The 25,521-nt window shown below is 72.9% G+C and carries 20 protein-coding genes and 1 pseudogene; 10 read left to right on the top strand and 11 right to left on the bottom strand.

Features of this window, described 5'->3' with window-relative positions; all coding sequences use genetic code 11:
- Window positions 1-2: 2 nt before the first annotated feature.
- Together ACZ4D5_RS22490 and ACZ4D5_RS22485 are read right to left on the bottom strand one after the other, a co-directional pair.
- Window positions 3-1,334 (bottom strand): APC family permease, encoded by a 1,332-nt coding sequence (locus ACZ4D5_RS22490; RefSeq protein ID WP_467774157.1) that lies wholly within the window; start codon window positions 1,332-1,334, stop codon window positions 3-5.
- Complete coding sequence (locus tag ACZ4D5_RS22485) at window positions 1,331-2,101, bottom strand: HalD/BesD family halogenase (protein ID WP_467774156.1); 771 nt, start codon at window positions 2,099-2,101, stop codon at window positions 1,331-1,333. Before ACZ4D5_RS22485 ends, ACZ4D5_RS22490 begins: the two co-directional genes overlap by 4 nt.
- A gap of 941 nt (window positions 2,102-3,042) precedes the next feature.
- Between ACZ4D5_RS22485 and ACZ4D5_RS22480 the strand changes: the two genes are divergently transcribed.
- The 4 genes from ACZ4D5_RS22480 (at window position 3,043) to ACZ4D5_RS22465 (ending at window position 7,378) form a co-directional block, all read left to right on the top strand.
- On the top strand, window positions 3,043-4,143 hold the full coding sequence (locus tag ACZ4D5_RS22480; RefSeq protein ID WP_467774155.1) for a GNAT family N-acetyltransferase: 1,101 nt from the start codon (window positions 3,043-3,045) through the stop codon (window positions 4,141-4,143).
- Window positions 4,144-4,285: 142 nt separating this feature from the next.
- A complete protein-coding gene (locus tag ACZ4D5_RS22475; protein ID WP_467774154.1) occupies window positions 4,286-5,515 on the top strand; it encodes a DegT/DnrJ/EryC1/StrS family aminotransferase in 1,230 nt (409 codons plus the stop codon).
- Window positions 5,516-5,848: 333 nt separating this feature from the next.
- Window positions 5,849-5,983 (top strand): hypothetical protein, encoded by a 135-nt coding sequence (locus ACZ4D5_RS22470; RefSeq protein ID WP_467774153.1) that lies wholly within the window; start codon window positions 5,849-5,851, stop codon window positions 5,981-5,983.
- Window positions 5,984-6,331: 348 nt separating this feature from the next.
- On the top strand, window positions 6,332-7,378 hold the full coding sequence (locus tag ACZ4D5_RS22465; protein WP_467774152.1) for a methyltransferase: 1,047 nt from the start codon (window positions 6,332-6,334) through the stop codon (window positions 7,376-7,378).
- Between the two features lie 27 nt (window positions 7,379-7,405).
- Here ACZ4D5_RS22465 and ACZ4D5_RS22460 read toward each other — a convergent pair whose 3' ends face one another.
- The 9 genes from ACZ4D5_RS22460 to ACZ4D5_RS22420 all read right to left on the bottom strand — a co-directional run bounded on the left by ACZ4D5_RS22460 (window position 7,406) and on the right by ACZ4D5_RS22420 (window position 20,795).
- Window positions 7,406-8,455, bottom strand: a complete 1,050-nt coding sequence (locus ACZ4D5_RS22460) for a M4 family metallopeptidase (protein WP_467774471.1) — start codon at window positions 8,453-8,455, stop codon at window positions 7,406-7,408.
- A gap of 1,090 nt (window positions 8,456-9,545) precedes the next feature.
- Window positions 9,546-10,574: a caspase family protein gene (locus tag ACZ4D5_RS22455; protein WP_467774151.1), complete on the bottom strand. Its 1,029-nt coding sequence runs from the start codon at window positions 10,572-10,574 to the stop codon at window positions 9,546-9,548.
- A gap of 15 nt (window positions 10,575-10,589) precedes the next feature.
- Window positions 10,590-12,092, bottom strand: a complete 1,503-nt coding sequence (locus ACZ4D5_RS22450; protein ID WP_467774150.1) for a hypothetical protein — start codon at window positions 12,090-12,092, stop codon at window positions 10,590-10,592.
- A 123-nt stretch (window positions 12,093-12,215) separates the two neighbouring features.
- Window positions 12,216-13,244 carry a PHP domain-containing protein gene (locus tag ACZ4D5_RS22445; RefSeq protein WP_467774149.1) on the bottom strand — a complete coding sequence of 343 codons (1,029 nt, stop codon included), beginning with the start codon at window positions 13,242-13,244 and terminating at the stop codon, window positions 12,216-12,218.
- Window positions 13,245-13,340: 96 nt separating this feature from the next.
- Window positions 13,341-13,589, bottom strand: coding sequence for a hypothetical protein (locus tag ACZ4D5_RS22440; protein ID WP_467774148.1), 249 nt, complete (start codon window positions 13,587-13,589; stop codon window positions 13,341-13,343).
- Between the two features lie 33 nt (window positions 13,590-13,622).
- On the bottom strand, window positions 13,623-15,143 hold the full coding sequence (locus tag ACZ4D5_RS22435; RefSeq protein ID WP_467774147.1) for an aminotransferase class I/II-fold pyridoxal phosphate-dependent enzyme: 1,521 nt from the start codon (window positions 15,141-15,143) through the stop codon (window positions 13,623-13,625).
- A gap of 75 nt (window positions 15,144-15,218) precedes the next feature.
- Window positions 15,219-16,064, bottom strand: coding sequence for a SigB/SigF/SigG family RNA polymerase sigma factor (locus ACZ4D5_RS22430; RefSeq protein WP_467774146.1), 846 nt, complete (start codon window positions 16,062-16,064; stop codon window positions 15,219-15,221).
- Between the two features lie 339 nt (window positions 16,065-16,403).
- Window positions 16,404-17,684 carry a cytochrome P450 gene (locus ACZ4D5_RS22425; RefSeq protein WP_467774470.1) on the bottom strand — a complete coding sequence of 427 codons (1,281 nt, stop codon included), beginning with the start codon at window positions 17,682-17,684 and terminating at the stop codon, window positions 16,404-16,406.
- A gap of 1,122 nt (window positions 17,685-18,806) precedes the next feature.
- Window positions 18,807-20,795, bottom strand: a complete 1,989-nt coding sequence (locus ACZ4D5_RS22420; RefSeq protein ID WP_467774145.1) for a hypothetical protein — start codon at window positions 20,793-20,795, stop codon at window positions 18,807-18,809.
- A gap of 118 nt (window positions 20,796-20,913) precedes the next feature.
- On the opposite strand from ACZ4D5_RS22420, the pseudogene ACZ4D5_RS22415 reads away from it, so the two are divergent.
- The 6 genes and pseudogenes from ACZ4D5_RS22415 to ACZ4D5_RS22390 all read left to right on the top strand — a co-directional run.
- Window positions 20,914-21,195 (top strand): annotated as a pseudogene (locus ACZ4D5_RS22415) (hypothetical protein); the annotation flags it as partial.
- A gap of 188 nt (window positions 21,196-21,383) precedes the next feature.
- Window positions 21,384-21,983 (top strand): hypothetical protein, encoded by a 600-nt coding sequence (locus ACZ4D5_RS22410; RefSeq protein ID WP_467774144.1) that lies wholly within the window; start codon window positions 21,384-21,386, stop codon window positions 21,981-21,983.
- Window positions 21,984-22,185: 202 nt separating this feature from the next.
- Window positions 22,186-22,596 carry a hypothetical protein gene (locus ACZ4D5_RS22405; RefSeq protein WP_467774143.1) on the top strand — a complete coding sequence of 137 codons (411 nt, stop codon included), beginning with the start codon at window positions 22,186-22,188 and terminating at the stop codon, window positions 22,594-22,596.
- Between the two features lie 88 nt (window positions 22,597-22,684).
- On the top strand, window positions 22,685-23,155 hold the full coding sequence (locus ACZ4D5_RS22400; RefSeq protein WP_467774142.1) for a pyridoxamine 5'-phosphate oxidase family protein: 471 nt from the start codon (window positions 22,685-22,687) through the stop codon (window positions 23,153-23,155).
- An 84-nt stretch (window positions 23,156-23,239) separates the two neighbouring features.
- The gene (gene argG, locus ACZ4D5_RS22395; protein WP_467774141.1) at window positions 23,240-24,685 is read left to right on the top strand and encodes an argininosuccinate synthase; all 1,446 of its coding nucleotides are present in this window, start codon (window positions 23,240-23,242) and stop codon (window positions 24,683-24,685) included.
- A 385-nt stretch (window positions 24,686-25,070) separates the two neighbouring features.
- Window positions 25,071-25,481 (top strand): cysteine/serine endopeptidase inhibitor, encoded by a 411-nt coding sequence (locus tag ACZ4D5_RS22390; RefSeq protein ID WP_467774140.1) that lies wholly within the window; start codon window positions 25,071-25,073, stop codon window positions 25,479-25,481.
- Window positions 25,482-25,521 lie beyond the last annotated feature (40 nt).

The following is a 25,521-nucleotide window of genomic DNA, read 5'->3' as shown; positions in this document are numbered from 1 at the left end:
GGTCACGTGAGTGTGCCTCTCTTCTGGTTCGGTGGTGTGGCGCGTCGGCGCGGCCACCGTTCGGCGGCGACGGAGACGAGGAGCATCGCGAGGGCGATGACGACGCTGAGGCCGAAGAACGGCAGCATCGCGAGTGTGGCCGCGATGACCGCCAGGTTCAGGCAGGCGACCGTCCCCCGGGGCAGCAGCCGGGTGCCGGAGACGAACGCCATCAGGAAGATGAGTACGTAGGTGGCGGACGAGGCCTTGATCAGGGTCGCCTCGCTGGAGTCGGTGGCGAGGAGGGCGACGACCGACACGGCGTAGCCGGGCAGCAGTGCGAGGACGGCGCGCACGGGGATGTGCCGGTGCGGGGAGAGCCGGCTGAGCCGGGTCGGCAGGATGCCGTCCCGGGCGAGGGCGAAGACGACGCGGGATGTGCCGAGACACCAGGCGTTCGTGGTGAGGAGCAGCAGAACGCCGGCCACGAGGTATCCGCCGCTCTCCAGACCGGCCCCGGTGGCCGCATGGAGGAGCCGCACGAAGGCGGTCAGGTCCGACTCGCCCTTGGCGGTGTCGGGGAGCGCCACGGCGACGGTGAACGCCATGGCGAAGTAGAGCAGGCCGACGCAGCTGACGGCATAGAAGATGCCGCGGGGAAAGGTGCGTTCGGGATCGCGGACCTCCTCGGCCACGGGCGCGGCGTTCTCCCACCCGATGAAGCCGAAGAAGCAGATGAGCAGGGCGGTGCCGAGCGCGCCCCAGCCGTGCGGCGCGAGCGGCGTGAGGCGCGCGTAGTCCCCCTTCGGCAGGGCCAGGCAGATCACCACGGCCAGGAGGGCCACGACGGTGCCGAGGACCAGCATCTGGGCGCCCGTGCTCACCTTGATCCCGAAGAGGTTGACCAGGACGCAGAGCACGATGACCGCCGCCCCCGCGAGCAGGGCCGCCCGGTTGGACGCCGCGGGATCGACCGCCGCCAGCAGATAGCGTCCCGCCGCGAGCCCGAGGACGGGGTTGCCCGCGAGCAGCGTGATGAGCAGGAAGACGGCGGCGATCCGGCCCGCGCGCGGGCCGAACGCCGCTTCCACGAACCGGGCGACGCCCTTGCTCGTGGGGTGCAGCGTGGACAGCTTCGCGAAGACCAGCGCGAAGGGGAAGCTGTAGAGGATCAGCAGCCCCCAGGCGAGCAGGGACAGCGGGCCCGCGACGCGCCAGGCGAGGGCGGGGATGAGCAGGACGCCCGCGCCCATCACGGAGGTGACGTAGTGGATGACGAGCCCCGACGTGCCCAGCTGGCGCCGCAGTTGAGGAGGTCTGGACGAGTCCGGTGGAGCCCCCTCGACCGCTGTCACGCGTTCTGGCCTTCGCGCGATCCGTTCCAGAGGCTGTCCATGGTCTCGTGGCTGATCCTCTTGTCCAGGTCGGCCCGGGACGCGTACCCCATGTTGATGATCAGCCGACGGCCGCCGCTCAGCGGATAGACGCGGTGCAAGGTGGTGTCCGTGCGCAGGAAGTACAGGTCTCCCGGGTGCAGTTCGAAGGAGTGGATGGGCCGGGTGATGAACTGCCGGTGGAGCTGCGGGTCCTCCTTGTTCCACCGGGTGCGGGGCACGCACTGCACGAATCCGCCGTGCTCGACGGGAGGGCAGGCGACGACCCAGACGAGCGCGAAGCTGTAGTCGTCCCAGTGCCATCCGTGGGTGTCACCGGACTGTTCCAGCTCGGTGATGACATAGCGCTCCGGTTCGTAAGGGCACTCGAGAACGGGCTCGCCCGCCACTTTCCCCAACGCCTCGCGGAATTCCTCTGACGCGTACACCTCCGGGATGAAGGAACCGTGTCGGCTAATTTCGTGGTGGCGGACGTTCCGCATCAGCCGTGGTGTGTGGCCCGTCTCCTTGAAGCTCATTTCGCGGCGCACGCCGTGCTCCGCGACGAGCATCTCGATTTCGTCCGCGAGTGCGGTCTTGGCGCTCTCCGGGGCGAGGAAAGGGACTTTGACGAACCCGAGATCGAGAAAGTCCCGCCGCGCCCGCTCCCATTGCTTCTCTTCGACCCCGTGGATCAGGTGTTTCGACAGGGACTGAACGAGGCCCCCGATCCGCTCGTCCGGTCGCATGGCCGACTCCCAACATCGTGTGCAGGGGAATGGTGGACTGTCGCGCTTTTCGAGAACGAAACCCTACAAGGTGCGATGAGCGGGCCCAAGGGAGAGGGTTTCGGCAGGGAATGGTTCAAGCCAGTCGGATTGCGTGTCATGGGCATTGTGTGCAGAAGAATGTGCTCCGTTTTACATGATTCGCCGACGTCGATGTTCCGCTAATGGGCGTGCCCCCGCCTTTCGTCCAGCGGTGTGGGACGCTGTCGGGGGAGCGGCGCGTTCCGGCCACAACGTCGGACCGTCGAACTCCCGCCCGTGAACGGCCACGTGGGCCGAAGGTCCCCCGTGAGCGGTACAGGGACACGCGCCGCGGACCGCGGGGACCGGCTTCGCATTGAGCCAGTCATGCCACGGCTTCGCTTTCTTGCAAGACGGCCCCGCCGGGCACCGGCCACACTCCCCGACGAAAAAGGGGGAGGCGGAATGTCTCCGGCGCTCATCTTGCCGAGGGGGAACGCGAGTTGATGATGTGCCGGATCATCGCCTTTCCCGGTCCCGAGGGCGAGGGCGAGGGCGAGGCCGATGCCGAGGTGGGCGGCGCGGGACCGGTGGCCGACCCGATGATCTCGTACGACGGAGAATGCCCCCGCGGCCATGTTGGCCGAGGTGATGTCGGCGTGAAGAGCCCGGTGGCGAGGGGGTGGCGGGGCGTCCGAAACGCGGTGTTCCGCTGCGGTGTGCACCCTTGACACATGCGTGCGGTTTCGCGACCTTTAAGCCTCGCAGGACTGGGGAACGGGGGGAGCGGTCGTCCATGAGGTCCGTTAGATCCAGATCCGTCAGATCCGTCAGATCCGGGAGTTCCGCGACATCCATGAGCAGTGAACCGCGCGCTTCGTCGGCCGGTGCCGCGGCAGGCACGTCGCTCCGGGCGGCCGCGGAAGGGCGGTCGGCCTGAGATGGACATCACGACCCACGGACTCGACGACCTGAGCGACCCGCTGCGCGCGGCCTGGCACCGCACGATGGACGAGTCGCCCCAGTACGCCAACCCCTTCCTGGCCCCGGAGTTCGCGGTCGGCATCGCCCGGCACCGGGGCGGCGCGCGGCTCGCGGTCCTGCGTGAGAACGGCGAGCCCGTCGGCTTCTTCCCGTACGAGCGCAACCCCTTCGGGGTGGGCAGGGCCATCGGCCTCGGCCTCTCCGACTGCCAGGCCCTCGTGCACCGCCCCGGGGTCACCTGGGACACCCGCGAACTGCTGCGCGCCTGCGGCCTCTCGGTCTTCGAGTTCGACCACCTCGTCGAGGAGCAGCGTCCCTTCGGCAGCCATGTCACCGGCACCTTCGCCTCCCCCGTGCTTGACCTGAAGGTCGGGGAGGAGAGCTACGCGGAGTGGCTGCGCGGCGCCTACCCGGGCCTGGCCAAGACGACGCTGAAGAAGGAGCGCCGGCTGAGCCGCGACGTAGGCGAGATGCGGTTCGTCTACGACGAGCGCGACCCGGAGATCCTGCGCACACTCATGCGCTGGAAGTCCGCCCAGTACCGCAGGACGGGGCGCATGGACCGGTTCGCGCGGCCGTGGATCGTCCACCTCGTGGAGCACCTCTTCCAGGTCCGCGAGGGCCACTTCACCGGAGTGCTGTCCGTCGTGTACGCGGGAGACCGGCCGGTGGCCGCCCACTTCGGGCCGTCCTCCGGCACGGTCTTCGCGGCCTGGTTCACCGCGTACGACCCCGAGTTCCGCTACTACTCGCCCGGGCTGCTCATGCACCTGCGGATGGCCGAGTCCGCGGGCAGGGAGGGTGTGCGGATCATGGACATGGGGCGGGGCGAGAAGGAGTACAAGGACTGGCTCAAGACCCGTGAACTGCGCGTGGGCGAGGGCTTCGCGAGCCGCCCGCACCCGGTGGCCGCGGCGCACCGGCTGTGGCGCAGACCCGTGCGGGGCCTGCGCAACACGGTGCTGGCCCATCCTCGCCTCCGGGAGCCCGCGGACAAGATCCTGAAGGCGGTCGGCGGGATGCGGACGTCCGGCCGGACGACCTCCGGGGAGCGCTGAGCGAGCCTTCTCCACCTCAACGCCTCGGCCGCACAGGCCACTTGCTCCTGAGGTGATCCCGCCGTGGCTTCGGCGACCCCATCAAAACCCCTTCGGCTCAACGACCCTTCGGCTCAACGACCCTTCGGTGAAAGAGGTGAGGATGTCGTACGGATCGCGGCTCGCCGCGGTGATGACAGAGCGACTGGGACGCGAATGCGTCTACACCCCCTCGGCGCGGCTCGCCCTGTACCTGGCCCTGCGGCACTGGTGCAGACCGGGCGCACGCGTGCTGATGTCACCGGTGAACGACGACGTGATCCTCTTCGTGGTCCTCGCGGCCGGACTGCGCCCGGTCCAGGCCCCGGTGTCCCCGACGGACGGCAACATCGACCCGGCCGCCGTACCGGAGTCGACCTGGCGCGACGTGGACGCCGTCCTGACCACCAATCTGTACGGGATGCCCGACCGGGTGGTGGAACTGCGCCGCCGCTGCGACCAGTTGGGAATCCCCCTGTTCGAGGACGCGGCCCACGCGATCGGCACCCGGGTGGACGGACAGCCGGTCGGCACCTTCGGCAGGGCGGCCGCCTTCAGCCTCTCCAAGCACGTGGCGGCGATGGCCGGAGGCTTCCTCGCCGTCGAGGACGCCCGCACCCGGCGCGAGCTGGAGCGGGCACGCGACGAACTCCTGGTCCCTCGCAGCCTGCGCGCCGACCTAACCACCACGCTGCGCCCGCTGGCACGCTCGGGCGTCCGCACCCTGCACCTGGTGCGGCCGGTGTGGCGCACGATGCAGCGCCTCGGCCTGCTGGAGCGCGACGGGTTCCGCATGGACCTGCACGCGCCCCGCCTCGCCGACCGCGCCGCCCAGGCGCCGAGCCTGACGGCGTACGAACCATGGATCCGCGTCGACCTGCACGGCTTCCGCTCCCGCCACGGTTCCCTGGTGCGCGGCCAGTTGAAGCTGCGCACGGACCGGCTCGACGCGGACCTGGCCCGGCGCAGGGTCGGCGTCACGATGCTGTCGGGTACCGCATGGGCGTCCCCGGCGCTCCGCGACCGGCCGACGGGCGGCGTCCCGCACCCTCTGTTTCGGGTTCCGCTTCTGGTCCACGACCGGGACGTCCTGCTGGACCGCCTGGTGCGGCACGGCGTGGTCGCCGGGTACGTCTACGATCCGCCGCTCGACGACTACGCGGGCGCGGAGTTCGTCGAACCCTCGCCGGATCCGACGGCCGCCCGCTGGTTCGCCTCCCATGTGCTTCCGGCCGATCCGCTGCTGGCGCGCAGGATCACCAAGGCGCTGACGAAGGAGAAGGCGGGCCCGGCCCATCCACCGCTCGCCACCCCGGTCCCGGAATCCACGCCGCCCACCCCTCTGGCCCAGTAGGGGCCCAGCGGACCGACAGAGGGCTTGAAGGCCCGGAAGGTCAGAGGGGAAGCGCCGCCACGCCGGGCCTGGTGGGAACTGCGCGGGAACGACCCGCTGGTCGTCCTGGGTACGCCCACTTCCTGGTCGTCCCGCAGCTGCCGCAGCTTCCCGAATCCACTGGGTACGGCCGTCTCGGCCAGTCGCCCCTGGGCGCCAGGCTCTCCGCCGCCCGCGGTCCCGAGGTCACGCCCGCCGTGGGCAGTCCGGTGATCGCCGCGGGCCACCGCCTCGCCCTACCCCGATACCCCCGATACCCCCGATCAGCTCGGCTCCCCGCGGCGCCTGCCGGTCGTGACGATCGTCTGCACCACGGGAGTCGGCATCGCCTGCGGCGTGACGCCCGCCCTCGTCACGGGCGAGCCCCGCCCTCATGAGGTCCCGCCCTCGGAGACCGCGTCGGCCAACGGCTTCAACACCCTGATGTGATCGATCGGCAGCTCGGTATCGGTCGCGGTGATCGGCATGGTGCTGGCTCAGATGACCCCCGACTGCGGCGGCTGCGCTCTGCCCTCCGACAACGCCTTCCGCGTCGCCATGGGGATCGGCTGTGGCATGGGCCCGGTGGCCGCGGCCCTTGCCTCGCCTTCTCCGTCCGCCCGGCCGTGCAGCGCGAACCGGCCGGAGCCCCGGTGCCGGGGCCGCCTGTGAGGTGCCGGAGACCCGGGCCTGATCGGCCAGCGGGCGGCGTCCGGATCGCTACCCGGCCGCGGGGATCTTTCGGCCACAGGCGGGAGGGACGGTGCACTCGATCATGAATCGGGTAGGTCTCCGATCATGCTGCAGAACGGACTCTCCTCTTCCGCCTCCGGTACGCGCGCTCCGGCCGTCGCCATGCTGCGCCTGCTCGGTGGCTTCCAGATCTCCCAGGCCCTGTACGTCGTCGCCCGCGCGGGCGTGGCCGACCACCTGGCCGACGGACCCAGGCCGGTGGCCGAGGCCGCGGAGGCCGCGGGCGTGCGCACCGACTTGCTGCGGCGCCTGGTGCGCAGCCTCGCCACCGAGCGGGTCTTCGACTTCGACGCGGACCGCGACACCGTCGGACTCGGCCCCCTGGGGCACACCCTGCGCAGCGACTCGGCGGACTCGCTGCGCGATGTGGCCCTGATGTGGATGGACACCCACTACCGGCCCTTTGCCGGACTCTGGTCCACCCTGCACGACGGAGTGCCCGCCGCCGAGCGGGAGTTGGGCAAGCCGTTCTTCGACTGGATCGCCGAGGAGCCGGACCGGGTCGCCGGCTTCAGCGCGGCGATGGGCGACCTCATGACCGCGCTGCGCCAGGACGCCCTGGACAGCCTGGACCTGAGCGGGGTGCGGCACCTGGTCGACATCGGCGGCGCCGACGGCACCGCACTGGCGGACCTGGCCCGGCGCCACGAGCATCTGCACGGCACCGTCTTCGACCTGCCGCACGTCGTCGAGGGCGCCGACCCGGTGCTGCGCAAGGCCGGGGTCGCCGACCGGATCGGCACGCGCGGCGGGAGCTTCTTCGAGAGCGTGCCGGGCGGCGCCGACGCCTACCTGGCCTGCTTCATCCTCCACGACTGGAACGACGAGCAGTGCGCCACGATCCTGGACCGCATCCACCGCGCCGCCGCCCCGGGAGCCCGTCTCCTCCTCGTCGAGACCGTGCTCGGCGAGGGCACGGCCCCCGAGGTCGCGACCCTGATGGACCTGACGATGATGGGCATGCTGGACGGCCGCGAACGCGGCCGCGAGGACTGGCGGACCCTGCTGTCCGCAGCCGGCTTCCGCCTCGACCGTGTCGTGGAGACGACGGGCCCGATGTGCGTCATCGAGGCGACCAGAACGGACGCCTGACCCGGGCGCGGACCGCGGGGCGCACCGCTAGCGGGCCAGGACGCCGACCTGGCTCCACGCCTTGTGGAGCGCCTCGCCCTCCGCTCCTGCGCCGTAGCGCTCGCGGGCCGCTGCGAGGGTGAGACGGGCGAAGTCGTGGAAGGAGGCGTCCCGCGCGAGCGCGCCGCCGGTGAGGGTGTCGTACCAGACCTGGCCCGCGATCTCCCACGCATGGCCGCCGAGCATGACGGCGTACAGGTAGAAGGCGTGGTTGGGGATGCCGGAGTTGATGTGGATGCCGCCGTCGTCGCGGCCCGTGTGCACGTAGTCGTCCATGGCCGCCGGCTGCGGGTCCCTGCCGATGAGCTCGTCGTCGTACGCGGTGCCGGGCGCCTTGAGGGAGCGCAGCGCCACACCGTTCACGCGCGGCCCGAACAGGCCCTCGCCGATGAGCCAGTCGGCTTCCTGGGCGGTCTGCCCGAATGCGTACTGCTTGACGAGGGAGCCGAAGACGTCGCACAGGGACTCGTGCAGCGCGCCCGTCTGTCCGTGGCGCGACAGATCGGCGGTGAACTGGACCACTCCGTGGGTGAGTTCGTGGCCGGTGATGTCCAGGGGGAGGGTGAAGTCGAGGAAGACCTCGCCGTCGCCGTCACCGTAGATCATCCGCTCGCCGTCCCAGAAGGCGTTGTTGTACGCCTCGCCGTAGTGGACGCTGGCCTCCAGCGGCAGGCCGTTGTCGTCGAGGGAGTCGCGGCCGTATGTGCGCAGGAAGAACTCGTACGTGGCACCCAGCGCCGCATAGGCGCGGTTCACGGCCGCGTCCTTGACGGGCCGGTCGTTCTCGCCCCGGACCTTGGTGCCCGGGAGCGCCGAGGGCGGCGCGGCACTGCGCACGGAGCGCCGCGGCGCACGCAGCCGGTGGAGCGCCAGGGCGACGACCCGGTGCGGTGCGCGGGACCGCCGGCACAGCTCGGTCTCGCCCATCCGGTCGGCCATGTCCTGTACGGAGACTCCGTTGACGTCCGCCGAGGCCCGCAGGAAGTCGAGGACCTCCTCGACGGGCCTGCGCAGCCCCTGCTTCGGGTCCCGCCGCACGCCGTCGAGCCAGGTGGTCCAGACCCCGGTGTCGACCAGGCGGGCCAGGGCTTCCTCGGTGCGCGAGCCGGGGGGTACGGGGCCCGTTCCCGCGCGCACGACGGCATCGGCTGCGAGGAGTCGGCGGCAGGAGGCGGCGAGCAGGGGCGGAGCGTCCACCGAGACGGAGGTGTTCCCCGAGCCGGCCAGCAGGGCCCCGACGTCCGGATGGCCGGGCATCCGGTGGGCCAACCCGTCGACGAGCAGGGCGTATTGGTCACCCTCGCGCGCCGGGCCATGGGCCTGCGGCGGCATCGACAGGGCGTGCGCGACGGCGACGGCGAGCATCGGGTCGAACGGCGAGCGATCCAGCAGGGAGGGGACCACGTCCGCGCCGACCAGGCAGCGGCCCTGGCGCAGCCCCGAGAGAGCGACCTCCAGGGCAAGTCCCGTCCGGCTGCCGGGATCCCACCCGGTGCCGCGCGGGATCATGTGGACGGACGTGTACGCGGCCTGAGGGCCTCGCGGCCCGGCCGGAACGAAGACGACGGTCGTCCACCCCGGCTCCACCCAGAGCGCGAGGGACAGGACCGACTCGGCGGTGCGCCACTGGAGCCGATAGCTCTCGGCCGGCACGTTCCGGCTCCACGCCGTCCACGCTCCGTCGCTCTCACCGCCCGACCGCCACGTCCGGCGCGGTGACAGCTCGGCGGTGTCGGAGAAGACCGTGGGCACGCCCTCTCCACCGGGGAGGTGCTGCGGCCTGAGGACCAGCACCACCAGGCTCGGAGCCGTTCCGCTGCGGGGGGAGGAGGTCTGCTGCCTGCTCCAGAGCGCCGCCGCGGCCTGATGCTCCGGGTGGGCGGGCAGCGTGCCCGCCAAAGGAGCGGCGCAGGGAAACGGCCGGGGAGGGATCCGCTCCACGCGGCCCCCGGCCGGCACATGGATGAGACGGTCGGAGAAGACGCTCGCCGTACGTTCCTCGAGGCTGTAGATGCCGGGGCGCAGCGGCACGGCGAAGGCGCCCATGCCGTGGGCCACGACCTCGCCGTAGGCGTCCTTCACGGTGGTCTGCACGACGGCGGACGTGTCGATGCGCAGCGTGCCCGGGTCAGCAGTGGACATCGCGGTCCCTGGCTTCCACACGGAAGAGGCAGTCGGGTTCGCACGGCAGGCGGAACCCCTCGGGCGCCACCCGGTACACCCCGCTGGGCAGACGCAGCTCCAGCACGGTGTCGTCGTCGACGTCGAACCGGTCCAGGACGGTGTCGTGCATGTCCTCCAACGCCACCACGCCCTTGGCTCCTTCGGGAAAATGCAGGCGCACCGTGTACGTCTTGCCGAGAGGCGTACTCCGCAGGACGATCGGACGCCCTTCGTACATGCGCACGGAGGCGTGCTGGCTCCCGTTCGACGACGCGCGCACGAGGCGCCCCACGTGCTCGTCCAGGCGCGCGGTGGTGATGCGGCCGCTGGGGTCGACCGCGTGCCGCAGGCCGTCGATGAGGGCGCGGGTGAAGTGGCCGAGCACCGGCTCGTCCGTGCTCTGCACGGGTTCCCAGGCGAGTTCGTGGACCTCGGTCGCCGTGCCGATCGCCACGCTCACCGCGTCGCCGGGAAAGGGCTCGTCCTCCAACGCCGGGGGCGAGGGCCTGACCGCGACCGACTCCCGGCAGCAGTCCGCCAGCAGGACGACCTCGCGGAACGGCCTGTTGCGGTGGTACCAGCCGGCCAGCAGATAGATCTCCACATGGCTCATGGCCCGGCCCGGGGCGGCGATGGGCATCAGCACCGCGCAGCCCTCGTCGACCGGCGCCATGCCGTGTCCCGCCAGGAACACGTAGAGGCGGGTGTCCCGACGGGCCTCGGGCGCGGCCCTGACCGCGCTGCGCACACGCTGATTGACCTCGGAGAAGGCCCTGTTGAAGTGATCGGTGCCGGGGCGCACCGTGTCCCAGTCGACCTCCTCGTCGTCCGAGGAACTCCGCACGACCACGACGTTCTCCGGCGGCACGCCGCCGCCGTCCGGGTCCACCAGCCACCGGTGGAACGCCTCGGCGTCGTTGCGCGGGCCGCGCAGGTCCGCGAGTTCCAGATAGCGGTTGATCCCTGATATCACCGCGAAATGCAGCTCGTTCATCGGCGGCCGCCCCCGTCACCCACGGGCGATCACCTCCCGCAGGCTGACGAGCAGCTCCGGGTCCGACACGAAGGCGGACTGCGTGCGTGCGCCGCAGGCGAGTCCGGGCGCTCCCGACGAGGGCGCCCAGACGGTCCGCGCGGCCTCGGCCCCGAGGAACGCGCGTACGTCGTCGGCCTCCGGCCCGCCGGGAGCGCGCCCACCTGAGTGCCAGCGGGCCAGTCCCACGAGGGGGACCGCGGCGCTCCTGCCCTGCGGGTTCCGCTCCAGGACACCCGAGGTGAAGTACAGGGACGAGCGCGGATAAGCGAAGCCCGCCAGATGATCCGCCGTCTCGGCCGCGTCGCTCAGCGCGAACATCCGGAACCGGTCGAACACCGCTCCCTGCCGGTGCAGCGTCGGCGCCAGCTCGGCGAACGTACAGGCAGGCGCGAGCAGGACGACGTTGCGGAAGCGGAAGTCCGGCGGAACAGGGCGCTCGGTCACGGAGCGCCGGGCGTCCAGACCGGCCAGGAAGCAGGTGAGGAGCCGCACCCCGGCGCCGTGGGCGACCAGGGTGACGTCCCGGGGCCCGCCGTCGTGGAGCCGCGCGGCGAACCGGTCGAGGAAGCGGTGCCCGACGCCCGCGTGCCCGTTCGCCCGGTCGCCGAGCAGGAACGCGGTGGCCGCCTCCTCCTTGAGGTCCGCCCAGACCGATGCCCCGAGCTCGGCGAGGTAGAACTCCCGGAGGACCTCCTCGACTGCGGTGGGGTAGAACCCGTGGTGGCTGCCCGCCCTGAAGCGCTCGATGACCGCGTGGACGACCCGCAGCACCTTGCGGGCCAGCGCGAGGGTGAGGGCCGTCGTCAGGAGGCCGCGGGCCGCCCGGTCGTCCGGCCCTGCTCGCCTCGCGGCGTCCGGGGCCTCGGCCAGGACGGCGGAGGCCATCGGCGACGGACGGCCGCCGTCCAGCTCGCGCCGGAACCGATCGCCCAGGGACCGCACTTCGTCGTCGGCCGTGAGGCGCCTCGCGAGCCCCGCTTCCTCGCCGTCCGTCAACGGACGCAGCACCAAAGAGGTGTTGAGCTCCGCAAAGGGTTCACGGGGACGGTCTTCGTCGAACCTGCGCCCCAGCTCGACGTCGGTCTCGGCCGGCCCCGGCGCCGGCCGCCCGCCTGCGGCGGCGCGGGCCCCCGGCCCCGACGCGACCCGCGTGCCGAGCGTCAGTCGCACCACGCGCTGCAGCACCACCCCGAAGGCCGCCTCCCGGAGGACGAGCGGCAGCTTCCGTGCGAGCGTCCGGCCGAGGCTGCCGCCCTGTGTGAGGAAGACGGCGCGGGCGCCCGCCTCGCCGTAGGCCCGGGCCAGATCGCCGAGTGTCTCGGTGCCGGCGACGCCGTCGGGCAGCCCGCAGTGGAAGTGCAGCACCACGCGCTGGTGCGGGTGGAGCGCCTCGACGACCGGGTCGACGGCGGGCGAGGGAGCGGCCGCGCCCGATGCCGTGAGGGAGAGGTGCGGGAACTGCGGGAAGGATGGCATGTCCCGTGACCACCCCCATCGGGCACCAGGGCACTTCCGTGGCGGGGAGTGTCTCACCGGGGGAGCGGCCCGTCCAGGCTGCCGTGGCTCTCCGCACGGGCGGCCCGGCACGGCCGCCGAAGGTCACGAAGCGGTCCTCGCCCGGCTCTCCCGGGTCCAGGTCAGCACCTGCTCGGCCGTCCAGGTCGTCACCACGCGCTCGGCGGGAACCCCGCACTCCTCGGCCCGCGCGCAGCCGATCACCTGCCAGTCCAGTTGGCCCGGCGCGTGGGCGTCGGTGTCGACCGAGAACAGCACGCCCGCGTCCACCGCCCGGCGCAGCAGGCGGCGTGGCGGGTCGAGGCGTTCGGGGCGGCTGTTGATCTCCACCGCCGTCCGCGCGGCCGCGCACGCGGCGAACACCTCGTCCGCGTCGAACCGGGACTCCGGCCTGCCGCGCCCGGTGACGAGCCGGCCGGTGCAGTGCCCGAGCACGTCGGCCCGCGGGTTGCTCACGGCGGCGACCAGCCGGCGCGTCATCGCGGGGGCGTCCATGCGCAGTCTGGAGTGCACCGAGACGACCACCACGTCGAGCCGGTCGAGCAGTTCGGGCTCCTGGTCGAGGGAACCGTCGTCGAGGATGTCGCACTCGATGCCCGTGAGCAGCCGGAAGGGCGCCCAGCGCGTGTTGAGGTCGGCCACCACCTCCAGCTGCTCGCGCAGCCGCTGTGGCGACAGGCCGCGCGCGACGGTCAGCCGCGGCGAGTGGTCGGTGAGCACGGCCCACTCGTGGCCGACCGCCCGGGCGGCACGGCCCATCTCCTCGATCGGGCTGCCGCCGTCCGACCAGTCGGAGTGCAGGTGGCAGTCGCCGCGCAGGAGCTCCCGCAGCCGCGTGCCACCCTCGGCCAGCGGCTCCGCGGCCTCGCCTTCGAGCCGCTCCAGGTACCCCGGCACGTCGCCCGCCAGTGCCTCGCGGACCACCCCCGCGGTCTTCGGGCCGATCCCCTTGAGCGACTCGAGGGACCCCTGGGCGCTGCGCCGGGCGACCTCGCCCTCGGGCAGCGCCGCGACCACGGCGGCCGCGGTGCGAAAGGCCCGTACGCGATAGGTCGGGGCGCGGCCGCGCTCCAGCAGGAACGCGATCCGCTCCAGCGCTTCGACGGGCTCCATCGGCACCTCCGGCCGCCGGGGAACGAACGTACGGCGTACGTCCCGTTCCAGCGTCGCCCAGGAGCGGCGGCGCGGCACGGCGGGCGGGCAGGCCCCTCAGCCGGAGGGCTCCTCGGGCTGGGGGGAGTCCTGTCCGGGCTCATGGGGATCGGGCGTGCCGCGCCGCCCCGTCCCGGCCTCGTTCGTGTCGGGCACGTCGTCGTCGGCGTCCGGGGCGTTGCCCGTGGCGGCGGTCCTTTCGTCCACGTCCCAGGGGTCGGCGCCGTCCGATGCCTGCTGGTCCGGCAGGTCCCTCGGCACGGGGTCGCCGTCCTGGCCGACGGACGGGGGGTTCTGCTCGTTCATGGTGGTACTCCGTTCCTCGGAGGGTCAGGGTCCTTACGAGGGCTTCGGCCGTTCGGCCGGGGCACCCTCGGCCACGACCCGCACCGTGGCCAGCTCGCTGTCCACGGCGTCGGGAAGGTTCATCCCGGCGGCGACACCGCTGCGCAGATAGCGCAGCACGGGCCCGGTGAGCCGTTCGCCGGGCAGTGCCGCGGGAATGCCGGGCGGGTACGGGGTGAGCATCTCGGCGGCGATCCGCCCTGCCGCCTCGCCCACCGGCACGTCCTCGGCCGGGCCGAAGAACGCGTCGCGGGGCAGCGCCGCCTGCTCCATCCGCAGGCCCTCGCCGGAGGGGATCTCCACCGGCGGCGCCGGGCTCAGACCGGGGGCGGCGCGCACCAGGTCCCGCAGGGCGGTGAGCAGCCGGCCGGTCGTCGTCTCGTCGTCGGCGTGGGTGATCTGGGCGCTGATCCTGCGGTGGTCGGCGAGGTGCGCGTCGACGGCGTGGTGCCGGCGCAGCCAGTCCGCCGCCCGGTAGCCGCTGGTGCCAAGGCCCTCGACCTCGATGACGACCGGCAGCGGATCGAAGTCCGCGGCGAGCCCGGGCCCGCAGAAGTCGGCGCGGTCGTTGACGTGCAGACCGTCCATCCCCTCGATCTCCGCCCGCACTTGGGCCGCCGACTCCAGGGCCCGGCCCATCAGCTCGCGGCCGTGCAGTGCCATCTGGCGCCGCCAGCCGTCGAGCCCCGCGTAGATCAGGACGGAGGGGCTCGTGGTGCCGAGGAGGTCGGCGCGGCTCGCCAGGACCGCCGGATCGACCAGATCTCCCTGGAGATGGAAGACCGAGCCCTGCTCCAGGCCGCTGCCCATCTTGTGGATGCTCGTCACGCAGATGTCGGCGCCGGCGTCCATCGCCCAGGACGGCAGGTCGGGATGGAACGGCAGGTGCGCTCCCCACGCCTCGTCCACGACGAGCGGCCGCGAGCGGCGGTGGCAGACGGCCGCGATACCGCTCAGATCGGCGCAACTGCCGTACGGGGTGGGGCTGGTGACCAGGGCGCCCTTCGCGTCGGGGTGCGCGGCGAACGCCGCCTCGAAGTCCTCGGCCGACGGGGCGTGCGCCAGATGCCGCTTGTCGTCCCACTGCGGGTCCACCCACACCGGCTCGATCCCGGAGAGGATCAGCCCGGAGACGACGGACTTGTGCGCGTCCCGGCCGACGAGGAGCTTCGTGTGGGGGCCCGCGATGGCGAGCATCGCCGCCTTGACCGACAGCGAACTGCCGCACGTGGAGAAGAAGGTGTGCTCCGCGTGCACGGCGTCCGCCATCAGCCGCTCGGCCCGCAGGAGGACCCGGCCGCGGGTGCGCCGGTCGTCGAGTCCTCCCGAAGCCAGCACATCGCCGTGGAAGACCGCGTCGCCCAGCACCTCGCGCACGGCCGGATCGGCGCCGCGGGCCTGCTTGTGGCCCGGCGGGGTGAAGCCGATCCGGCCCTTGGCGCGATGCTCGGCGAGGGCCTCCAGCACGGGAGCGGCGGTGTGGTCGAGCGGTTCGGGGGTCTGGTCAGGCGACATGGGACATGGGTTCCCGAGAGGTCTGCCCGCCAATCAGCGCCCCGGGCGTGGGAGTCGACCGCCGGCCGCGGCACATCACGCCGCCCTGGAGTGCGCCGTGCCGCCCGGCCGGCCGTCGGCCTCCTCGCGCACGAAGGCGCAGCTGCGGGAGATCAGGCGCGAGACGTGCATCTGGGAGATGCCGAGCTCCTCCGCGATCCGGCTCTGCGTCATGTCCTCGAAGAAGCGCAGGTACAAGACGGTCCGTTCACGCTCGGGCAGCGCGCGAAGGCCCGGCTTGGCGGCCTCCCGTTCGGTGATGGACTCGTACGCGGGATCGGTCGCCCCGAGGGTGTCGGCGAGGCTGAAGCCGTCGGGCTCGGCGGAGGAGACCTCGGCGTCCAGCGACAGGGCGCTGTAGCCCTCCATGGCCTCCATCCCGTCACGGACCTCGCCCTCGCTCAGACCCGCCTGCTCGGCGAGCGCCGCGATGCCCGGCTCCGGGCCGCAGCTCGGCTGTTGGAGCAGCTCGCGGCGCGCGACGCGGACCTTGTTGCGCAGGTCCTGGACGCGCCGGGGCACGCGGACGTCCCACATGCGGTCGCGGAAGTGGCGCCGCAGCTCGCCGGTGATGGTCGGCACGGCGTAACTCTCGAAGGCCCCGCGTTCGGGCTCGTACCGATTGACGGCCTTCACCAGCCCCATCGCGGCGACCTGCTGCAGGTCCTCCGCGGACTCGCCCTTGTTGCGGAACCGGCCGGCGATGCGGTGGGCCATCGGCAGCCATGCCTCCACGACCTCCTCGCACAGCAGGTCCCGTTCGGGGCCGTCGTCGAGGGAGGCGAGGCGGGCGAAGGCCTCCGCGGTGTCGGGGGCGTCGTCGTGCGAGCGGCGGGCCGCCGTGCGAGGGCGGGCCGTGCGGGCGGTGGCGTCGGTAAGCATCTGAAATGGCTCCTCAACGGTGCCGACTACGGATGGACCGCGAGAAACGGGGTGCCCCGGCGTCAGTCATCCACCGGGAGTCAACACACCGCTCCCGCGAACGCGCCTCCGGTCCGAAGCACGACATTCGCCTGCCCTTCGAGTCTGTGCTCAAACTGCGCCCCGCGCGACGCGGGGGAGATCACGTCGCGCGGGTGCGGTGCGATGAGGACCTCCGCCGGTCAGCGGCGGCGCAGCGCCGGGTCGAGCAGCGCGGGCGGTGCGGCCCATCCTGCCGAAGTTCATCGCGCCGAGTGCGAGCGCGCCGGCCTGCACACCGGTGTGGCCAAGGTGCGGTACTCAGCCCACGCGCGTCATGACGAAGCCGCTGCGGGGCCGGGTCGGCATGCGGTTCAGCGGGATGCGCAGGTCCTGCTCGGGCACGTGGTGCTCCAGCCGCGCGAGGCGCGGGAGCAGGGTGCTCAGCACCGCCAGGGTGATGTCCTCGCCGGGGCAGCGGTGCCCGTGGGAGACCTCGCCGCCGCCCTGCGGAACGAGTTCGTCGCGGCCGGGCTCGCGGCCCGTGAACCGCTCGGGGTCGAAGGTGTACGGCGCGTCCCAGAGCTCGGGATCGTGGTTCTGCCCGTACAGGTCGAGGAGGACCAGGGCGCCCTCCGGGATCGGGTGCCCCTGCCACGTCACGTCGCCGGGGGCGAGGCCCGCGACGAACGGCGCGAACGGGTAGAAGCGCCGCACCTCGTGGGCGAACGCCCGGGCATAGTCCTCGCCCTCGGTCGCGAGCCGCTCCCGCAACGACGGATGGCGGTGCAGGGCGTGGGCGCCGAACACCGCGTACCAGGTCACGGCCACGGTGGGGCGGATGACGTTGAGGATCTCGACGGCGGCCGTCTGCGGATCGAGCAACTCGCCGTCGGGACCACGGTGGTGCGCCGCTGCGCGGACCACGGAGTCCGCTCGCGCCTGCTGGTCGGACGTCCCGCGGTCGGTGGCCGCGCGGGTCTCCGCGACGAGACGGGCAAGCCGCTTCTCCTGACGCCGTCGGGCGCGCCGGGCCCGCCAGTGCCGGGGCCCCGCGGTCGCGAAGCCGTCGACCACGGCCACCAGGTCGTGCGCGGTCCGCTCCGCGTCGCCGCCGGAACGCTCCGGGGCCCCTGTGGCCCCCGCGCCGTCCGGACGCTCCACCAGGGGGATGCCCGCCCACGCGCACACGGCACGCGTCAGCAGAACGCTCACCTCGTCGAAGAGGGTCACCTGGGGGCGGGCCGCCCACTCCTTGCGCGCAAGTTCCCACTCCTCGTCGACACACTGTGCCAGCGCCGCGACGCCGGCCGGGTCCTTGAGGAGCGAGACGAAGAGGGCCTTGCGGTCGCGGTGCTCCTCGCCGTCGAGGGTGTGGACCGCGCCCTGGCCGAAGAGCGTGCTCAGGACGGGTTCGGGCAGGGCGGACCTGCGTCGCACGTGGTCCTCGTCGTAGAAGAACCCGACGGCGGCCGGACCGCGCAGCGCGACGGCGGGCCTGCCCAGCAGACGGGTGCGGACAGGGCCCGGGCCCTTGCGGCGGGTGAGGTCGGGAAGCCAGGCGTAGCCCTGGGCGAGCAGCGCCAGCGTGTTGTCCGGCATGAGAACCTCCTGGGTGGTCTCCCGCGATGAAGCGGTGTCCCGCGATGGGGCGGTGTCCCGCGACGGTCGGTGTCCCGCGATGGGGCGCCTCCCCCGTGGATCGGGACTCCGCTCGATCGGTGGACGAGCTCCCGGCGAGTTCCCCCGGCTGCCTCGATGAATCGGATCGCACCCTTCGCGCCCGCGCCTCCGGGCGAGCCGGGGCCGGCGGTGTCGCGCCCCGCGATCGCCTCGACCCCGGAAGAACCGCGTGAGCACGGGCGCGATCGCCTTCGGGTCGGCCACATGGCCCTGGCCCGCGACCGTGTGCCGCTCCGCCCGTGGCACCGCGGCGGTGATCGCGTCCGCGGCCTCCTCGAAGAAGCCGTCGCCCTCGCCCGTGACCACCAGGGCCGGCCGTGTGAGGGTGGCGAGGCGTGCCGTCGGGGGCGGGCCGTAGCAGGCCGCGTCGTAGGCGAGTGCGGGGGCCGGGGCCTCCAGGTCGGGCCAGTACGACGAGGTCCTGGCCCGCGCGATGTCCTCCTCGGGTGCTCCGGCCAGGCGCATGAACAGCGCGACCGCCTCGCCGGGACGCCCCTGCGCGAGCGCCGCCGCGAGGTGTTCGCGGCAGCGCTCGCACCGGTCGGCTTCGTCGGCCGCGCCGTACGGGACCTCGTACACCGCGAGCCGGTCGATCGCGAGCCCCGCCGCCGCGGCCTCCAGGGCGGACATGCCGCCCGACGAGACGCCGTAGACGTGCGCCGACGCGCCCTCGGCCAGGTCGATCAGCGCCGCGATGTCCTCGACCTCGCGTTCCACGGCGTACGGGGGGAGTGTCGCCGCTGGCGCCCCGGCCACGCCGTGCGTAGGTGAACACGCTGAAGCGGTGCGCCAGTTCACGCGCGAGCGGCACGTTCTCCGAGCCGTCGTCGAGGCCGCCGCCCACCAGGACGACGGCCGGTCCGCTGCCGAGGCGTTCGTACGCGATCGGGGTGCCGTCCCGCGAGTTCACGTGCCGCATCCGCGTCGCCTCCTTGCGCTGCCGGATGACCCGCTCCTCCATGGTTCTGCGGCTGTGCGGCGCGGGCCAGGGCCGGGGCCGGACTCTGTCCGGGCGGGCTCGGGCGGGTTCAGGCAGGCGTCTCACCGAGCCGCTCGGGGCCCCGCGCCCACCTCGGCAAGCGACGCGCCGTCCGCCAGCCGTGCCCGCACCGTCACCCGGGGGTCCTTGGGGGCGCGGACGGCCAGGGTGCGGCCGCGCCGATCGGTCTCGACGTCTCCGGTGACGGCGATCCGGGTGACCTGGCGACTGCCCGCGGCCAGGAGGTAGCGGTGCCCGGAGCGTGCCGTCCAGGCCGTGCCGGCCACCACGTGCTGGCCGAACCGGCTGCATGCGGCGGTGGACCGGGCCCGTCCGACCGGCTTCGCGGGCGCCGTCGCGGACTCGGTGGACGTGCGGAACTGGATCAGTACGCTGCCGGGCCCGTGCCATGTCGAGGCGCGCGTGCAGGACCACACGGCCCGGCCGCCGTCCTCGGGCAGGTCCTGCTCCGCGAAGTCCCAGTGGTTGACGGACCGTACTCCGCCGCCGCGCAGCTCGGGCAGTCGGCACGCGCCGCGGGCCCAACTCAGCAGCGCCGCCTGACCGGTGGCTTCGCGGGGCTGGCGGGCGGGGGCGCCGGAGCCGGGCAGGGGGGTGTAGCTGAGGTGCACGGGGGAGAGGTCGCCGAGGTCGGCCACGAGGAAGGCGTGCTTCTCCACGATCCGTGCGGAGGAGCGCAGTTGCAGCACGGGAAGGCTGTCGCACGCGCCGGGACCGGGGCCGGGCGGCCCCTCGACCGCCGCGGTGAGGCCTTCGTCCGACACGTCGAGCGGACGGCCGGGGGCGTCGGGGCGCAGCAGGTCGCGCGTCTGTGCCTCCGCGATCCAGGGAGCGGTGAGGTAGCGGACCCTGCCGTCCTCGCGGCTCACGGCGAGCGCCGCGGCCGTGGTCACGTCGGCGTCGTCGGCGCGCGCGAAGTCGAGGGAGGCGGGCTCGGACGCGGAGTCCGGCTCGGCGTAGCGGACGACGCGGCGGCCGTCGTGGAACAGGACGACTGCCTCCCGGTCCACGTCGTCGGCGTACAGCAACTGCGTGGTGCTGGAGGGCGGTTCGGTGGCGGTGGCCGTGGTGGCGCCGACGCGGGTGCCGCGCGGTGGGTCGGTCCAGACGGAGAGCGCACGCGTGAGCAGGGCGCGGTCGTCGGTGCGGGAGCCGCGTGCGGGCCATGCGGTGAAGTCGACCCGCGAGGTGTCGGCCCAGTCGCCCGGCGGGGTGCGGAGCAGGGCGTCGACACTGATCGCGGGAGGCCCGCCCGAGGGCCGCGACGGCTCGTCCCGGGGCGCGGGGCCGACCGCCGCGAGCGCCGCACAGCCGAGGGCGGCGGCCCCTGCGGCGCACCAGGCGAGGCGTCGGCGGCGTCTGCGGCGCAGCAGGTCGGTGGGGCGCGTCTGCACGGAACAGGCGTCGAACTCCTGCGACCGCAGCAGCGCCCCCGCCGCCTCGCCCGTGCTCTCCTGCACGCGGTCGGCGGTGCGCAGCGCCTCCTCGGGGTCGGGCACGCCCGCGGTGGAGAGCAGCTCGGCGACCTCGCAGCGGGGCAGGCCGTCGAGACCGCAGAGCACGAACGCCGCGCGGGCGGGGGCGGAGATCTGCGCGAGAACCTGCGCCAGCTCGATCTCCTCGGTGCCGCCGGCCCGCGGGAAGAGCCGCAGCCCCCAGACGACCGGGAGCGTGGGCCGCAGCCCACGGGGCGGCGGCAGGCGGCTCGGCCACCCGCGCGGCCGACGGTCGTGTGCGATCACCGCGCAGAGCACGCGCTCGGTCATCCATGCCGTCCCCGCCCGACTGCCGCTCTCGCCCTGCCGGGGTCCCGGGACCTTCGGCGCGGCACGCCGCACACGGAAGCCGGGCAGGGCGCGCTGCACCAAGGCATGGGCGGTGAGGACGCGGCGGTGCCGGGTGAGGGTGGAGGGCAGGGTGAGGTAGGCGAGGCGTACGAGCCGCGTGTAGTGGTCGACGATGACGGTCTCGGCCTGGTCGAGGTCCACGGCCCGGTGCGCCTCCGCCCGGCGCCACTGCGATGCGCTCATCGATCAAGGAGCCTTCCGAAGGCTGACGTTGCGTCCTGCCCTCCTTCAAACGAGTGAATCGTGCGATGGTCACAGCTTCTGTCGGGGGTCGGCGGCGGGTCGGTGGCGTGGCGCCGTGATCAGCTCGGAACAGCGCCGCCCCCTGCTCCTCCTCGACGTCGACGGGCCCGTGATCCCCTTCGGGGCGACGCCGCAGGACCTCCCCGACGGATACCCGACGTACCCGGCCGGGCCCGGCCTGCGCGAGGGCGGGGCGAACCCGCTGCTGACCAGGGCCGACCCCGCGCTCGGAGCCCGACTGCTCGCGCCGCCCTGCGAGTTGGTGTGGGCCACGACCTGGATGGAGGAGGCGAACGAGTACGTCGCTCCGCGGATCGGACTGCCCTCGCTGCCCCTGGTGCCCTGTTGCTGTTCGGTGACACCGGAGACAGAGCTGTGACGTGGGGCAGGGCAACGGGAGTCGGGGGTCGGTGGTCGTATGAGGCGAGAGATCAAAGGGCGGCCCTGGGCGCCCGAACTGCCGCTCCGCGCACGTGAGCTGAGCGGCAGTCCGACCAAGTGACATGGGGGAAGACCGTGGAGATGAGCATGCGTTTGAACAAGGGACTGTTCGCCGTCGGCGCCGCGCTGGCAGCGGCAGGCGTGGCCGCGTCCACCGTGCCGGCCGCCGCGGCCGACACCCCTCGCTTCCTGGCCCCGAAGGAGCTGCCGCCGCACGCGTCGTCGGCCTGGACCGCGGGACCGGTCACCGCCGGGCAGCCGGACCCGCTGCCGATGTGCGTCGGCGAGGCGCTGCCCTCGACCTCGGTCCACCGCGCGTACCGCACCGACTACGACACCGGAGCCCTCCAGGTCACCGTGGTCGAGCGCAGCGAGCAGCGGGCCAAGGACTTCGCCGCGCTGCTGCGCAAGAAGCTCGACGGTTGCGCGGAGACGGTGATGAAGCTCGACCCCGAGACGACCGCCAAGCAGAAGTACTACGGCAAGGTCGCCGCGGAGGAGGGAGCCCACGTGTACGGCGTCCACACCGTCACCTCGTGGGGCGCCTCGGACATCAACCTGTTCTCGGTGGGCCGCGACGGCAACACCGTCACGCTCGTGACCTGGGGCCAGATGGGCGGCTTCGCCGACGCCCAGGTCGCCGACTTCAAGACCACGACCGCCACGGCGGTGAACAAGCTCTGGTGAGCCGGGTCCTCCGCTGTCCCCCGCGGGCGTAACGGCTGCCGGGACCGACCTCGGCATCCTTGGGTCGAGGTGGGACAATCACCCGACAAGACCACGCCTGTGCTCCTCGCCGGAGCCGTGGTCTCGTCGTACGCGGATTCGGCCGGGGAGAGGCCGGGGGCCGGGCTCACGCCCGACCCCCGGTGATGGGGAGGAAACGACGGTGGTGGAGTGGCGGTACATCGCCAGGGGCGCGCGGGCCGTCCCCGAACCCATGGCCACACCGTTCGTCTGGACGGCGGCGGGCTGGGGCTCCCTGGCGCTCGTGGGCACGCTCGACCTGCTCGGCGCGCTCGACCGCACCGGCCTCGCCCTCGCCGCGCTGTCCGTCCTCGCCGCCCTGCTGGGAATGCTCGGCCGCTTCGCCGCGGCTCCGGGGACGGCCCTCCTGTGCTGGGCCCTGCTGAACGTCTTCGCCGTCCACCCCACCGGAGAGCTCTCCTGGGCCGGGCACCGGGACCCGGGTTGGGTGGCCTGCCTCCTGGCGGCGGCCCTCATCGGCACGGCGGTGGCCCGGATACGCTCCGCGCGCGCCGCCTACCGCCGCATAACGCCGTACGACGGAGCCGCCTGAACGCGGCCGGTCGTGCTGGTCGTGGGCCGCTGGACGTAGGTCTGCGGCCCCAGGCGCGGGCGGGGCGCGCCGACTAGGGTCGCTTCCCATGCGGAACTCCGGAAGCGCCCCTCGTGACCTGCTGGAACGTCGGCGCGAAACCCTCGAACGGCTCGGCGGCGAGCGGGACATATGGGTGAGTACGTCCCACCCCGACCGCGGCCCGCACCAAGTGCCCCTGTGGTTCTCGTGGCACGAGCGCGCGCTGTGGATGTGCACCGCCGAAGCCTCCGCGACCGCCCGCAACGTACGCGAGGAACCGCGCGTGCGCCTGGCGCTCCCGGACACCCTCGACGTGGTGCTCCTGCAGGGAGTCGCGGAGTGCTTCCCGGCCGATCGCGTGCCGACGGCCGCCGCCGACGCCTTCGCCGCCAAGTTCGGCTGGGACCCGCGCGCGGAGGAGGGCGCCTTCGTCTATCTGCGGGTGGCGCCGCGGACCGTACGTGCCTGGCGCGGTGAGCGGGAGCTGCGCGGCAGAGTGATCATGCGTGAGGGGGAGTGGCTGGAGCGGCGCGAGTAGATCCGAGCCCAGGGGCGGGAGTCGTGGCCGGAGGGCTTCCGGCGCGTCTTTGCATGACCATGCGAGATGATGCATACTCTTCCCATGTCTAAGGTCCTCACCTCCCTCCCCGCCGGCGAGCGCGTCGGCATCGCCTTCTCGGGCGGTCTCGACACCTCCGTCGCGGTCGCGTGGATGCGCGACAAGGGCGCCGTCCCGTGCACCTACACCGCCGACATCGGGCAGTACGACGAGCCGGACATCGCCTCGGTGCCGGGCCGCGCCAAGACCTACGGCGCCGAGATCGCGCGCCTGGTCGACTGCCGTGCCGCGCTGGTCGAGGAGGGCCTGGCCGCGCTCACCTGCGGGGCGTTCCACATCCGCTCGGGCGGCCGCTCGTACTTCAACACCACGCCGCTCGGCCGCGCCGTCACCGGAACCCTGCTGGTCCGGGCGATGCTCGAGGACGACGTGCAGATCTGGGGCGACGGCTCGACGTTCAAGGGCAACGACATCGAGCGGTTCTACCGGTACGGCCTGCTCGCCAACCCCAACCTGCGGATCTACAAGCCGTGGCTCGACGCGGACTTCGTGACCGAGCTCGGCGGCCGCAAGGAGATGTCGGAGTGGCTGCTCGCCCACGAGCTGCCCTACCGCGACAGCACGGAGAAGGCCTACTCCACCGACGCCAACATCTGGGGAGCCACCCACGAGGCCAAGACCCTGGAGCACCTGGACACCGGCGTGGAGACCGTGGAGCCCATCATGGGCGTGCGGTTCTGGGACCCGTCGGTCGAGATCGCCGCGGAGGACGTGACGATCGGCTTCGACCAGGGCAGGCCGGTGACGATCAACGGCAAGGAGTTCGCCTCCGCCGTCGACCTGGTGATGGAGGCCAACGCCATCGGCGGCCGCCACGGCATGGGCATGTCCGACCAGATCGAGAACCGGATCATCGAGGCCAAGAGCCGCGGCATCTACGAGGCGCCCGGCATGGCCCTCCTGCACGCCGCGTACGAGCGCCTCGTCAACGCGATCCACAACGAGGACACCCTCGCCCAGTACCACAACGAGGGCCGGCGCCTCGGCCGCCTGATGTACGAGGGCCGGTGGCTGGACCCGCAGGCGCTGATGGTGCGGGAGTCGCTGCAGCGGTGGGTCGGCGCGGCGGTCACGGGTGAGGTCACCCTGCGGCTGCGGCGCGGCGAGGACTACTCGATCCTCGACACCACGGGCCCGGCGTTCAGCTACCACCCGGACAAGCTCTCCATGGAGCGCACCGAGGACTCGGCCTTCGGCCCGGTGGACCGGATCGGCCAGCTCACCATGCGCAACCTCGACATCGCCGACTCGCGCGCCAAGCTGGAGCAGTACGCCGGCATCGGCCTGATCGGCAGCGCCAACCCCGCCATCGGCGCGGCCCAGGCGGCCGCGACCGGGCTGATCGGCGCCATGCCCGAGGGTGGCGCCGAGGCCATCGCCTCGCGCGGCGAGGTCTCCGGCGACGACGAGATGCTGGACCGCGCCGCGATGGAGTTCGGCACGGACTGACCCGTCCCGTCCGGCGCAGGCCGACCGGCCCCGCCCGGCTCGAAGCCGCTCCGACACCCGACTGAGGGTTTCGGAGCGGCTTTCGTGCCGTCTGGTCCCCCTGATTGCGGTGCCCGCGTCCGCCGGTTCCGGGTGCGGCCGTGGCGCGCGCATCACGCCGTCCCTCGCCCCTTGTCACGTACGCCGACGGCGGCTGTCCTGCCGATGACCCGCGCCTCGTCAGACCTCACGTACGCGAAGGTACAAGTGCCCCTGGAATAGGGCGGATTGAAGCCACCTGCCCCTTTGGCGCCTTGCCGGTCCATGGGTGCCCCGAGCATGCTCCCGCCGCATGAGAGCGCTCTCGACGGCGGGAGCGTCCGCAACGGGAACGGGGTGTCACCTCATGAGGCTCAGACGGTGGAGCGGCGTCGTGGCCGCCGCGGTGGTCGGCGTCGCGTTCGGCGCCGGTACGGCGCACGCCGACATACCCATCGGCCGGCCGATGACCGGCAAGGCCACGTACTACAACGACAAGGGCTACGGCGCCTGCGGCACGCCCATCGACGCCTCCGCCCAGGATCTGGTCGCCGTCTCCGCGGCCTGGTGGACCAGCGCGAACCCGAACAACGACCCGCTGTGCCAGGGCGTTTCGGTGCAGGTGACCTACCAGGGCAGGACGATCACCGTGCCGGTGCGGGACAAGTGCCCGTCCTGCGCGTCGACGCACATCGACCTCAGCGAGACCGCGTTCCGCAGGCTCGCGCCGCTGGACGTCGGCGTGATCAACGGCATCACTTGGACGTTCGTGCGGTAGGCGTTCGGGGCATCGGTTCGGGCGGCCCCGACGCGCGCGG

Source organism: Streptomyces sp. NPDC025651 (assembly GCF_055558735.1).
The sequence above is the reverse complement of the archived record's forward strand: the minus strand, read 5'-3'. Positions and strand labels throughout refer to the sequence as shown.